Source organism: Micromonospora musae, assembly GCF_003626545.1.
Classification (GTDB): domain Bacteria; phylum Actinomycetota; class Actinomycetes; order Mycobacteriales; family Micromonosporaceae; genus Micromonospora; species Micromonospora musae.
In genome coordinates this window covers 117,493-129,050 of the sequence record NZ_RAZS01000016.1, presented here as the reverse complement: position 1 = coordinate 129,050, position 11,558 = coordinate 117,493, and the positions used below count along the sequence as shown (strand labels likewise).

Genomic DNA, 11,558 nt, shown 5'->3' with positions numbered 1-11,558 from the left:
GGGGTGATGACCCACACCCGGGGGGGGTGTGCAGGTCAGCGCCACGCTCGGGCGCTTCACAGAAAGGGGGGAAAGTCTGAGTGGGCGCTTCCGCGAGAGGGGGTTCGCGGGGCCCGGTGTCCCGGGGCGAAGCGGGGGGCTTCACCGCGCCGGGACGGTGTTCAACGGTCGACGGCCCGCCATCATTCCCGGCGACGTGCCCGGGGGGCTTGGTGACCGTGGTCCGCTGCGACCTGAGGGGTTGTGCGGCGGGACCGGGTTCAACGACCGGCCGGCCACTGTCATTCCCGGGGAGCCTCGCGGCTCAGTCCGGGCGGACGGGCCATCGGGCGGGGCTGCTACCTCGGCCGTCGGGGGTGTTCAACGCCCGCGGCCCGGCCACGATTCCGGCCTGAGGATGCCGCCGGTCACACCCCAAACCGCCCGGAACCGCCCAGCGTGGGTGGCCGCGTCCCAGACCGCGCTGGCCGAGGACCGGACATTGCGCGCCATTCACCCTAGGCGCGACCCGTGATCGACTCGGGGTCCTTGAAGTCGGGGCATCACGCGACCGGGACAGCCCGACATCAAGGAAACCGAGTCGATCATTGGCGCACTTGGGTGATCGGGGCGATTTATCCGGTTTGGGGGCCGCCGGGGCGGTGCTCCAGCGCGGCGACCAATTCTGCCCGGGACGCCGGCCCGCCCCCTCAAGTTGGCTCGCCGCGGTTCGGTCGCGGGCCGAGCGGTCGGCTTCAAGGTCGACTCGGGGTCCTTGAAGTCGGGGCATCGCGCGGCCGGGACAGCCCGACATCAAGGAAGCCGAGTCGATCATGGCGCGCACGGGGCGATGATCGCGATGTGTCCGGTTTGCGTGCCTGGGTGCGGCGGGTAGTGCCGAGCGCCGGGCCCTGCCCGGGGGTGCCGCCCGATCCGCGCGAAGGTCCGTTCGAGGGCCGGTGCGGACGAAGTCGGGGCATCACGCGGACGGGACAGCCCGACATCAAGAAAACCGAGTCGATCATCGGTACACACGGGGCGATGAACGCGATGTGTCCGGGTTGCGCGCCTGGGGGCGGCGGGTAGTTGCCCAGCGACCGGGCTCTGCGCGGGGATGCCGGCCTGAGTCCGCGCGAAGGTCCATTCGAGGGCCCGTGCGGGCCGCAAACCGGACACCGTTCGCCAATCAGCCCAGGCAATGCCGGTGATCGACTCGGGTTCCATGAAGTCGGGGCATTACGCGGCCAGGACACCCCGACATCGAGGAAGCCGAGTCGATCACCGGCCCAGCGGGCGATCAGTGTCAGATGTCGGTTCTGTGGGCCCTCGCTGGGCGGGTGGTGGCGTTCCGGGGTCGAGAGTTGCCGGGATTGGAAACCCGGTGCGGGCCGTGACGCGGGACACTAACGATACGGATCGGTTCCGTATCGTTAATCGGCGTCGTAGGCTGACGGGCGTTTCGAGTATGGCCCGTATCGTATTTGTGCGGGAACTAACCGGGGGGAATGACGGACATGGAGATCCGCGACAACACGGGCCACCCGAGGAGGTGGGCGATCCTCGGGGTGCTGGTGATCAGCCTCCTCGTGGTGGTCCTCGACAACACGATTCTCAACGTCGCGCTGCGTACGCTTGCCGACCCGGTGCACGGTCTGGGCGCCAGTCAGGGCCAGCTGGAGTGGGCGATCAACTCGTACACCCTGGTCTTCGCCGGGCTGCTCTTCACCTTCGGCGTGCTGGGGGACCGCGCCGGCCGGAAGCGCTTCCTGCTGATCGGGCTGGTGGTCTTCGGTCTGTCGTCGCTGGCTTCGGCGTACGCGCAGAGCCCCGGACAGCTGGTCGCGGCCCGCGCCCTGATGGGTATCGGTGGCGCGGCGATCATGCCCGCGACGCTCTCGATCATCTCGAACGTCTTCGACCCGCGGGAGCGGGGCCGGGCGATCGGCGTCTGGGCCGGCGCCGTCGGTCTCGCCGTGGCGATCGGCCCGGTGCTCGGCGGAGCGCTGCTGGAGAACTTTTGGTGGGGCTCGGTCTTCCTGATCAACGTCCCGGTCATCGTGGTCGGCGTGATCCTCGTGGCACTCCTGGTGCCCGAGTCGCGGGACCCGAAGCCGGGCCGGATCGACGTCTTCGGCGTGCTGCTGTCCGTCGTCGGTCTCGTCGGGCTGACGTACGGCATCATCGACGGCGGCGAGCACGGCTTCGGCCGGCCGCTGGTGTGGGTGGCGATCCTGGGCGGCGTGGCGGTGCTCGCCTGGTTCATCGCGGTCGAGCGGCGCAGCAGCCACCCGTCGCTGGACGTCCGGCTCTTCAAGGTGCCGCAGTTCGCGGGGCCGGTCGCCATCATCGGCCTGATCTTCTTCGCCGCGATGGGCGTGATGTTCTTCGGCTCGTTCTACCTGCAGTTGGTACGGGGCTACACCCCGCTGGAGACCGGCCTGCTCTTCCTGCCCTTCGCCGGCGCCCAGCTGATCTTCGCCCCGCGTAGCGCGGCGATGGTCCGCCGGTACGGCGGCAAGGCGGTCGCGGTGGTCGGTCTGACGCTGACCGTGATCTCGCTGGCGGCGTTCGCCTTCATCGACGCGAAGACCCCGATCTGGATCGTGCTGATCTTCTACTTCATCCAGGGCGTCGGGATGGCCAACATCATGCCGCCCGCCACCGAGTCGATCATGTCGTCGCTGCCCCGGGAGAAGGCCGGTGTCGGTTCGGCGATCAGCAACACGATCCGGCAGGTGGGTGGCGCGCTCGGCGTGGCGGTGCTGGGTTCGGTGCTGTCGGCCGTCTACCGCGGCGACGTCGAGCCGGCCCTGAACGGCCTGCCGGCCCAGGCCCGGGACGCCGCGACGGAGTCCATCTCCGGGGCGTACGCGGCGGCGGGTGAGCTCGGGCCGGTGGCGCCGAAGGTGCTCGCGGCGGCGAACGACTCCTTCATCACCGCCATGCACTGGGCGGCGGCGCTCTCCGCGCTGATCGCCGCGCTCGGCATCGTCGTCGCGGCGCGTTGGCTGCCGGGTCGATCGGCCTCGGCCCCGGTTCGGGAGGTCACCACCACCGAACCGGAGTTGGCCGGCACCGCATAGGTTCGGCGACAATGTCCGACATGACGTCGCAAGCCGAGGCTCCGCGGTCGCCCGGGCGACCGCGGAGCACCCGCGCCGACGAGGCGATCATCGAGGCCACCCTCGACCTGCTCGCCGAGGGCGCCAAGATCGAAACGCTCTCGATCGAGGCGATCGCCAGCCGTGCGGGCGTGGGCAAGGCGACGATCTACCGCCGCTGGTCGGGCAAGGACGCGCTGCTGCGCGACGCCCTGGTCATTCTCAAGGGCACCCCGCCGACGCCGATCGGCCGCTCGGTCCGGGAGGACCTCGTGCTGCTGCTCGGCGCCGTCGGCCGCAACACCGACCCGCGGAGCGAGAAGATCATGTCCTGCCTGCTGCCCGAGGTGAACCGCAACCAGGACCGCTACGAGCTCTACCAGGGCATCGTCGAGCCGCGGCGGGCCCGGCTGCGTGAGGTACTGGAGCGCGGCATACGGACCGGCGAGCTCCGCGCCGACCTCGACGTCGAGCTGGCGCTGGCGCTACTGACCGGGCCGATGCTGATCCAGCGCGTGCTGCGCTGGCATCCCGAGCTGGACGACGACGCGCTGCCCGAGCGGGTGGTCGACGGAGTGCTGGAGGGCATCCGGGCCCGCTGAGCCGGGCCGTGCCCGGCGCACCGCGCCTGGCACACCCGCGTCTGGCGACCGGTGCGGGGTCGGCCTCAGCGGCCGGGGGAGCGCAGCCGGTGCAGGCGGAGCGCGAGCTGCACCTCCAACGCCCGGTCGGGCCGCTGCCAGTCCCCGCCGAGCAGCTGCCCGACCCGCTCCAACCGCTGGGTCACCGTGTTCACGTGCACGTGCAGCTGCTCGGCGGCGCGGGCCAGGCTGCCGCCCACCCCGAAGTACGCCTCCAGCGTCCGGATGAGCGCTGTGCCGCGCCGCGCGTCGTAGTCGACCACCGGACCCACGGTCGCGGTGAGGAAGCCCTCCACGTCCCGGTCGCCGCCGTTCCCGACCGCGCCCAGCAGCAGGCCCACGAAGCCCAGCTCGGCAGTGCTCGCGCCCTGACCGGCCCGGCCCAGCGCGACGAGCGCCGTGAGGCAGCGGTCGGCCTCCCGGAACGCGGTGGCGAGCGCGGCCGGCCCGGTGGTCGGGCCGCTCGCTCCGGCGGTGATCGGCCGGCCGGTCACCCGGGACAGGTCGCGGGCCACCGCCCGGGCCGCGCCGCCGGCGTCCTGGCCGGGGAGCATCAGCACCACCCGACCGTCGCGCGCCGCGGCCAGGCCGCCCCGGGTCGAGGCGTACGTGGTGGCCCAGGAGAGCACCCGCTGCCGCGCCGAGCCGGTGGCGGCGATCGCGTCGTCGCCGACGGCCACGAGCACGTGCGGCGCGTCCAGGTCCACGTTGAGTCGGCGGGCGCGGCTGCGCAGGGCGTCGGTGTCCCGCAGCGGCCGGGCGATCAGATCGTCGAGCAACTCGCCCCGGACCCGGCCCTCCGCCTCGGCGGCGGTACGCCGGAACAGCAGCAGCAGCGCGGTCACCAGCGCCGCCCGCTCCAGGATCCGCTGATCGGCGTCGACCAGCTCCTCGTCGGGGCGTAGCACCAGCGCACCGAGGTTCTCCGCCCCGGCGACCACTGCGGCGTACCAGAGCGAACCCCGGCGTACGCTGCGCCCCTCCGTGCGGGACGCGGCGACGGCCTCCACGATGTCCGACCGTTCGGGTTCGTCGATCTCGCCGACCCGGGCCAGCAGCCGGCCCTCGGCGTCCAGCGCCAGCAGCGCCCCGCCGAGCACCTCCGTCACGGCCGCCGCGACGTCCTCCACGCCGCCGCCACGCAACACCAGCGCGGTCATCCGGTCGTGCGCGGCGGCCGCCCGCTCCACGGAGCTGCTGTGCGCCCGGATGGTGGTGTTCGCCGCGGAGAGCTCGGCCAGCGCCGAGCGGGTCTCGGTGAGCAGCCGCGCGGTGTCGATCGCCACCGCCGCGTGCGCCGCGAGGGAGACCAGCAGGGCGACCTCCTCCCGGGCGAACGGCCGGGCCGAGCGGTTGGCCGAGTAGAGCACGCCGATCGAGGTCGAGCCGAGGCGCAGCGGCACACCGAGGATGGCGACCAGCCCCTCCTCGCGTACACCGGCGTCGATCTCACCGGTGTGGTGGAAGCGCTCGTCCTCGGCGTAGTTCGCGGTGACGTACGGCGCGCCGGACTGGGCCACCAGCCCGCCGAGGCCCGCGCCCATCGGCAGCCGCAGCCGCTGGAACCGGGCGGAGACCGAGCCGTCGGTGACCCGCATGTAGGTGTCGCCGCGCTCGTCGTCGTTGAGCGTCATGTACGCGACGTCGGCGCCGAGCAGGTTCCGCGCCCGGTGCACGATGGCCCGCAGCACGTCGTCCAGGTCGCGCAGGCCGGCCAGGTCGCTGGCCGTGTCGTACAGGCCGGAGAGCTCGGTCTCGCGGCGACGCCGCCGCTCCAGCAGCGCGCGTACCCGCAGCGCCACGGTCTTCGCCTGCTCCAGCTCGGCGAGCTGGTCGGCGGGGAGACCGGCGGCGCGGGCCGCCACCAGCGGTCCCTCGAACTCGACAGCCGCCGCTTCCCGGGCGAGCAGTTCGAGGAACTCCACCGGCGAGGACATGACGCCCATTGTGCTGCGCACCACTAGTTCGCCGTCCAGCCCCCGTCGAGGGCGATCGACGCGCCGGTGATGAAGGCCGCGGGCGCGGTGCAGAGGTACGCGACCAGTTCGGCGACCTCCTCCGGCTCGATCAGCCGCTTGATCGCCGCGCGGGCCAGCATGATCTTCTCGATCACCTCGGACTCGGGGATGCCGTGGGTGGCCGCCTGGTCGGCGATCTGGCTCTCCACGAGGGCGGTGCGTACGTACGACGGGTTGATGCAGTTGGCGGTGACCCCGTGCGCGGCCCCCTCCAGCGCGACCACCTTCGACAGCCCCTCCAGGGCGTGCTTGGCGGAGACGTACGCGGCCTTGTACGGCGAGGCACGCAGACCGTGCACCGAGGAGATGTTGATGATCCGTCCCCAGCCCCGGTCGTACATGTGCGGCAGGGCCCGCCGGATGATCAGGAACGGCGCCTCCACCATGACCCGGTGCAGGTACGCGAAGCGTTCGGCGGGGAAGTCCGGCAGCGGGGCGACGTGTTGCAGCCCGGCGTTGTTCAGCACGATGTCCACATCGGTGTCGAGCCGGTCCACCGCCTCGGCGTCCGCCAGGTCGATCCCCTCGGCCCGGCCGCCGGCCTCCGCGGCCACCGCCTTCGCGGCCTCGACGTTGCGGTCCACCACCAGCACGGCCGCCCCGGCCGCCGCCAACCGGAGGGCGCAGGCCCGGCCGATGCCGCTGCCGCCCCCGGTGACCAGGGCGGTCCGACCGGTCAGGTCGACGTTCACGACGTGGGGGACCGCCACGGGTTCTGCCGTCATGGCGCACAAAGTTACGAGCTGTGTGGTCGGGCGCACATGGGGCGGCGACACATACTCGGTCCCCAAGGTGTGTGGGGAGAGGGTGCACTCGAACTTCGTGAAGTCGGGGTCTCCCAGGGACGGGACACCGCCGCGGGCCACCCCGGTCCGCGCGTGACGGGGGCGACCTCCGGTGCCGGCGTGTCCGGTGGGGCTGCTGTTACCGCCCATCGGTAGGGTGTCGAACACACGTACTGCTGGCGGTTTGGGGGAGGAGGCGGCGTGCGGGTGCTCGGCGTCGACCCGGGGCTGACCCGGTGCGGGGTCGGCGTGGTCGAGGGGATGCCGGGGCGCCAGTGCACCCTGGTCGCCTACTACGTGGTCTACACCGACCCGGCCGACGACCTGCCGATCCGCCTGCTGCACCTGGACCGCTCCCTCACCGACCTGGTGGCCGAGCACCGGCCGGAGAGTGTGGCGGTGGAGCGGGTGTTCAGCCAGCACAACGTCCGCACGGTGATGGGCACCGCCCAGGCCAGCGGGATCGCCGTGCTCGCCGGGGCGCGCGCCGGGCTGCCCGTGCAGACGTACACCCCGAGCGAGGTGAAGGCGGCCGTGACCGGCTCCGGTCAGGCCGACAAGGCGCAGATCACCGCCATGGTCACCCGGCTGCTGCGGCTGCCCGAGCCGCCCCGACCGGCCGACGCCGCCGACGCGCTGGCGCTGGCCATCTGCCACATCTGGCGCGGCGGTACGCGCTCGAAGCTGGCCGCCGCGGCCGACCGGGCCAGACGAGGAGGAGTCAGATGATCGCCAGCGTGCGCGGCGTGGTGACCGCGACCGGGCCCGACCAGGCCGTCATCGAGGTCGGCGGGGTGGGGCTGGCGGTGCACTGTGCGCCGGCCACCCTGGCCGAGCTGCGGGTCGGTGAGCCGGCCCGGCTCGCCACCAGCCTCGTCGTCCGGGAGGACTCGCTCACCCTCTACGGCTTCGCCGACGACGACGCCAAGCAGCTCTTCGAGCTGCTGCAGACCGCCAGCGGGGTCGGGCCCCGGCTGGCCCAGGCGGTGCTCGCGGTGCACACCCCCGACGCCGTACGCAAGGCGATCGCCAACGCCGACACGGCGGCTCTGACCCGGGTGCCCGGCATCGGCAAGAAGGGCGCCGAGCGGCTGGTGCTGGAGCTGCGCGACCGGATCGGCCCGGTGCCGGTGGGCGTGGACGGCGCCGCCGGGGTCACCGGCGGCGCCTGGCCCGACCAGGTGCGTCAGGCGCTCGTCGGGCTCGGCTGGACCGCCCCGCAGGCCGACCAGGCCGTGGCGGCGGTCGCCGAGACGATCGACGGTCCGACCCCGCCCGTGCCGGTCCTGCTCAAGCAGGCCATCCGGCTGCTGGGCCGGACCCGATGACGGGCGACGGCCTGGTCTCGGCCTACGTCGACGAGGCGGAGCTCGACGCCGAGGCCAGCGTACGGCCGAAGCGGCTGGCGGAGTTCATCGCCCAGCATCGGGTCCGCGACCAGCTCGACCTGCTGCTCAAGGGCGCGATGCGGCGCGGCAGCCCGCCGGACCACATCCTCTTGTCGGGACCGCCTGGCTTGGGTAAGACCACGTTGGCCAACATCGTCGCCGCCGAGCTGGGCTCGGGCATCCGGGTCACCAGCGGCCCCGCGATCGAGCGCTCCGGCGACCTGGCGGCGATCCTCACCAGCCTCGCCGAGGGCGACGTGCTCTTCATCGACGAGATCCACCGGATCGCGAAGCCGGCCGAGGAGCTGCTCTACAGCGCCATGGAGGACTTCCGGGTCGACGTGGTGGTCGGCAAGGGGCCGGGGGCCACCGCGATCCCGCTCGACGTCGAGCCGTTCACGCTGGTCGGCGCGACCACCCGGTCGGGCCTGCTGACCGGCCCGATGCGGGACCGGTTCGGCTTCGTCGCGCATCTCGACTTCTACTCCCCGGCCGACCTGGAGGCGCTGCTGCACCGCTCCGCGCGGATCATCGGCGTGCCGATCACCGACGACGGCGCGGTGGAGATCGCCGGGCGGTCCCGGGGCACGCCCCGGATCGCGAACCGGCTGCTGCGCCGGGTGCGGGACTTCGCCGAGGTACGAGCCGACGGTGTGGTCAACCTGGAGACCGCTCGGGCGGCCCTGACGGTCTACGACGTGGACGCGCTCGGTCTGGACCGGCTGGACCGGGCCGTGCTCTCCGCGCTCGTCGATTCGTTCCGGGGTGGCCCGGTCGGCCTCTCCACGCTGGCCGTGGCGGTGGGCGAGCAGCCGGACACGGTCGAGGAGGTCTGCGAGCCGTTCCTGGTCAGGGCCGGTCTGCTGGCCCGTACGCCCCGGGGCCGGGTGGCCACCGAGGCCGCCTGGCGCCATCTGGGCCGTACGCCACCGAATGGTACATTTGGTGCCGATACCCCTCCCGTGCCCGATCTGTTCTCGAGCGCGCCCGATCAGCCGTGATCCGAACGTGATCTGTGCCGCATTCGGCGTTCCCAGGTGCAGGGATTAGACTCGCCGCGGTCTGTACAGGATGTGAGAATCCGCTTCCGCTCCGGCGTTCGCGCTCGGTGTGGGGGCCAATGGGAAGGTCAACATCGTGCTTTACGCACAAGCGGCAGGCGGGTCCGGCAGTCTGATGCCGATCCTGATGATCGTTCTGCTCTTCGGCGTCATGTACTTCATGATGATCCGTCCGCAGCAGCGGCGCCGTAAGGAAGCCCAGTCCATGCAGTCCGGGCTCTCCGCCGGCGACGAGGTGGTCACCATCGGCGGTCTCTACGGCACGGTCACCGGAGTCGACGACGAGACGGTCCTGCTCGAGGTCGCCCCCGGCGTGCAGACCCGGTACGCCCGGCCGGCCATCGCCCGGGTGGTCACCCGGGCCGAGCTTCCGGCGACGCCGGTCACCGAGGACGCGGACACGGTCAAGGAGTGAGCCGCCCCTCGTCCGGGCGGCTGGGGCCGCCCAGGGCGGGGCCAGCGGATCACGACGTGATAACTGGATAGTCGGGTCGACGCCGGGCGTCGGCACGGCTCCGGACCGGTCGGCGCCCCGCGCCGTCCGCCGGAGCGCGGTGCCGCCTGCCCTGTAGGCGGCCCGGGTGGACCCGTCGGCCGGTGACCCCGGCCGACCCCGTCGCCGCCGTGCGGCGGCGCGACCGTTACAGGGAGACAGGACAGCCGTGGCACCACCTCAGGGACAGATGCGCCCCGGCCGGCAGTTGGCCGTGCTGGCGGGCATCTTCGTGGTCCTCTATCTTCTGGTGTTCTTCGCGGGAGGCGCCAAGGGCAGCGTCATGGACCGGCTCGAGCCTCGGCTCGGCCTGGACCTGGTCGGCGGTACCCGGCTGACACTCGAGGCCAAGAACAGCGTCGACGGCCGAGCGCCGACGGCCGAGAACCTCGAGGAGGCCCGCCAGATCATCGAGAACCGGGTCAACGCGTTCGGCGTGGCCGAGGCCGAGGTGGTCACCGAGGGCAACCGGAACATCGTGATCTCCCTGCCCGGCGAGAACCGCGACCTGACCGACGTGGGCACCCCCGCCGAGCTGCGCTTCCGCAAGGTGCTCAAGGCGGCCGACGGCAGCGGTGTGGTGACGGCCCCGGTGCCGGCGCCGACCCCGTCCGGCAGCGCCAGCCCGAACCCGTCGGGGAGCGCGTCGCCGTCGGGCAGCGCGTCCCCCTCGACGAGCGCCTCGCCGAAGGTGACCGCCTCGTCCTCCGGCGGCCAGGGCGGCATGGCGCCCACGCCGAGCACCAGCGCGAGCCCCACCCCGTCGACGTCGGCCTCCCCGACCGCCTCGCCCTCGGCGAGCGCCACCGAGGAGCCGGTCCCGGCGAGCGTCGAGGAGCAGCGCAAGGCGGTCGAGCAGAAGGTCGGCGCCGCCGCCTGGGCGGCCGCCAGCGGCCTGCAGGCCCCGGCGGACCTCAGCACCGACCCGTCGCTGGCCGACAAGCTCAAGCCGTTCAGCACGCTGAGCCCGCAGGAGATCGCCGTCCTGCCGGCGCAGACGCAGTTCAACGTGCCGACGATCAGCTGCGAGCAGCTCGACAAGCGTCCGCCGGGCTCGATCACCGACCCGAAGCAGCAGACCGTGGCCTGCGAGGGTGGCGCCGCGAAGTACCTGCTCGACCAGGCCAAGGTGCTCGGCACCGACGTCGAGGACGCCAGCGCCGTCATGGACCAGACCAACGCCTGGGTGGTGAGCCTCAACTTCACCGGCGGCGGCCAGGACAAGTGGACCGGCCTGACCCGCGAGGCGTTCAACAACGACGGAAACGCCTGTGACGCGTCCGCCCTCGGGCAGGACGGCAAGTGCCGGGTCGCCGTGGTGCTGGACAACGAGATCGTCTCCTCGCCGGAGATCCAGGGCGTCCTCACCGGCGACTCGCAGATCACCGGCAGCTTCACCCAGCAGGACGCCAGCACGCTGGCCGGTCAGCTCCGCTACGGCGCGCTGCCCGCGACCTTCGAGCAGCAGGAGCAGCAGAACGTCTCCGCCACCCTGGGCGCCAGCCACCTGCGGGCCGGTCTGCTCGCGGCCGGCATCGGCATGCTGCTGGTCATCATCTACGCGTTCTTCTACTACCGCCTGCTCGGCTCGGTCATCTTCCTGAGCCTGCTCCTCTCCGCGCTGCTGGTCTTCGGCGCGTTGATCGTGCTCGGGCGGACGATCGGCTTCACCGTGACGCTCGCCGGTATCGCCGGCTTCATCGTCTCGCTAGGTGTCGCCGCGGACTCGTTCGTCATCTACTTCGAACGATTGAAGGACGAGATCCGAGAGGGGCGCAGCCCGCGTAGCGCGGTGCCGCGCGCCTGGGCCCGAGCCCGCCGGACGATCATCTCGGCCAACGCCATCTCGATCCTCGCGGCGGTCGTGCTCTACATCGTGTCGGTCGGCACGGTGAAGGGCTTCGCCTTCGCGCTCGGCCTGGCCACGGTGCTCGACCTGGTGGTCGTGTTCCTCTTCCGGCACCCGATCATGACGATGTTCGCGCGGACGCAGGCATTCCTGTCGCCGCGGGTCAGCGGTCTGGGCCGCGTCCTGCGGACCGCCGAGACCGAGGGCAACACCACCCGCCCGTCCCGTGTGAAGGAGGCCTGA

9 protein-coding genes are annotated in these 11,558 nt (G+C 72.3%); 7 read left to right on the top strand and 2 right to left on the bottom strand.

Annotation, left to right across the window (positions count from 1 at the left end; genetic code table 11):
* Nucleotides 1–1,493 precede the first annotated feature (1,493 nt).
* Both D7147_RS30705 and D7147_RS30700 read left to right on the top strand, forming a co-directional pair.
* Nucleotides 1,494–3,062 (top strand): MFS transporter, encoded by a 1,569-nt coding sequence (locus D7147_RS30705; RefSeq protein WP_120683982.1) that lies wholly within the window; start codon nucleotides 1,494–1,496, stop codon nucleotides 3,060–3,062.
* Nucleotides 3,063–3,073: 11 nt separating this feature from the next.
* Complete coding sequence (locus D7147_RS30700; RefSeq protein ID WP_120683980.1) at nucleotides 3,074–3,682, top strand: TetR/AcrR family transcriptional regulator; 609 nt, start codon at nucleotides 3,074–3,076, stop codon at nucleotides 3,680–3,682.
* Nucleotides 3,683–3,747: 65 nt separating this feature from the next.
* Here D7147_RS30700 and D7147_RS30695 read toward each other — a convergent pair whose 3' ends face one another.
* Together D7147_RS30695 and D7147_RS30690 are read right to left on the bottom strand one after the other, a co-directional pair.
* Nucleotides 3,748–5,667 (bottom strand): helix-turn-helix domain-containing protein, encoded by a 1,920-nt coding sequence (locus D7147_RS30695; protein ID WP_120684016.1) that lies wholly within the window; start codon nucleotides 5,665–5,667, stop codon nucleotides 3,748–3,750.
* Nucleotides 5,668–5,681: 14 nt separating this feature from the next.
* The gene (locus D7147_RS30690) at nucleotides 5,682–6,464 is read right to left on the bottom strand and encodes a 3-hydroxybutyrate dehydrogenase (protein WP_120683978.1); all 783 of its coding nucleotides are present in this window, start codon (nucleotides 6,462–6,464) and stop codon (nucleotides 5,682–5,684) included.
* Between the two features lie 261 nt (nucleotides 6,465–6,725).
* Here D7147_RS30690 and ruvC point away from each other — a divergent pair, with 261 nt between their 5' ends.
* The 5 genes from ruvC (at nucleotide 6,726) to secD (ending at nucleotide 11,558) form a co-directional block, all read left to right on the top strand.
* Nucleotides 6,726–7,253, top strand: a complete 528-nt coding sequence (gene ruvC, locus D7147_RS30685; RefSeq protein ID WP_120683976.1) for a crossover junction endodeoxyribonuclease RuvC — start codon at nucleotides 6,726–6,728, stop codon at nucleotides 7,251–7,253.
* Nucleotides 7,250–7,852 carry a Holliday junction branch migration protein RuvA gene (ruvA, locus tag D7147_RS30680; RefSeq protein WP_120683974.1) on the top strand — a complete coding sequence of 201 codons (603 nt, stop codon included), beginning with the start codon at nucleotides 7,250–7,252 and terminating at the stop codon, nucleotides 7,850–7,852. The genes ruvC and ruvA overlap by 4 nt, the downstream gene beginning before the upstream one ends.
* Nucleotides 7,849–8,913, top strand: a complete 1,065-nt coding sequence (ruvB, locus tag D7147_RS30675; protein WP_120683972.1) for a Holliday junction branch migration DNA helicase RuvB — start codon at nucleotides 7,849–7,851, stop codon at nucleotides 8,911–8,913. The genes ruvA and ruvB overlap by 4 nt, the downstream gene beginning before the upstream one ends.
* A gap of 136 nt (nucleotides 8,914–9,049) precedes the next feature.
* The gene (yajC, locus tag D7147_RS30670) at nucleotides 9,050–9,388 is read left to right on the top strand and encodes a preprotein translocase subunit YajC (protein WP_120684014.1); all 339 of its coding nucleotides are present in this window, start codon (nucleotides 9,050–9,052) and stop codon (nucleotides 9,386–9,388) included.
* 247 nt (nucleotides 9,389–9,635) lie between these two features.
* Nucleotides 9,636–11,558: a protein translocase subunit SecD gene (gene secD / locus D7147_RS30665; RefSeq protein WP_199734301.1), complete on the top strand. Its 1,923-nt coding sequence runs from the start codon at nucleotides 9,636–9,638 to the stop codon at nucleotides 11,556–11,558.

Excerpts from the sequence above, each read along its gene's own strand:
- D7147_RS30705 (WP_120683982.1), top strand. The coding sequence starts at position 1,494 with ATGGAGATCCGCGACAACACGGGCCACCCGAGGAGGTGGGCGATCCTC.
- D7147_RS30700 (WP_120683980.1), top strand. The coding sequence starts at position 3,074 with ATGTCCGACATGACGTCGCAAGCCGAGGCTCCGCGGTCGCCCGGGCGA.
- D7147_RS30695 (WP_120684016.1), bottom strand. The coding sequence starts at position 5,667 with ATGGGCGTCATGTCCTCGCCGGTGGAGTTCCTCGAACTGCTCGCCCGG.
- D7147_RS30690 (WP_120683978.1), bottom strand. The coding sequence starts at position 6,464 with ATGACGGCAGAACCCGTGGCGGTCCCCCACGTCGTGAACGTCGACCTG.
- ruvA (WP_120683974.1), top strand. The coding sequence starts at position 7,250 with ATGATCGCCAGCGTGCGCGGCGTGGTGACCGCGACCGGGCCCGACCAG.
- ruvB (WP_120683972.1), top strand. The coding sequence starts at position 7,849 with ATGACGGGCGACGGCCTGGTCTCGGCCTACGTCGACGAGGCGGAGCTC.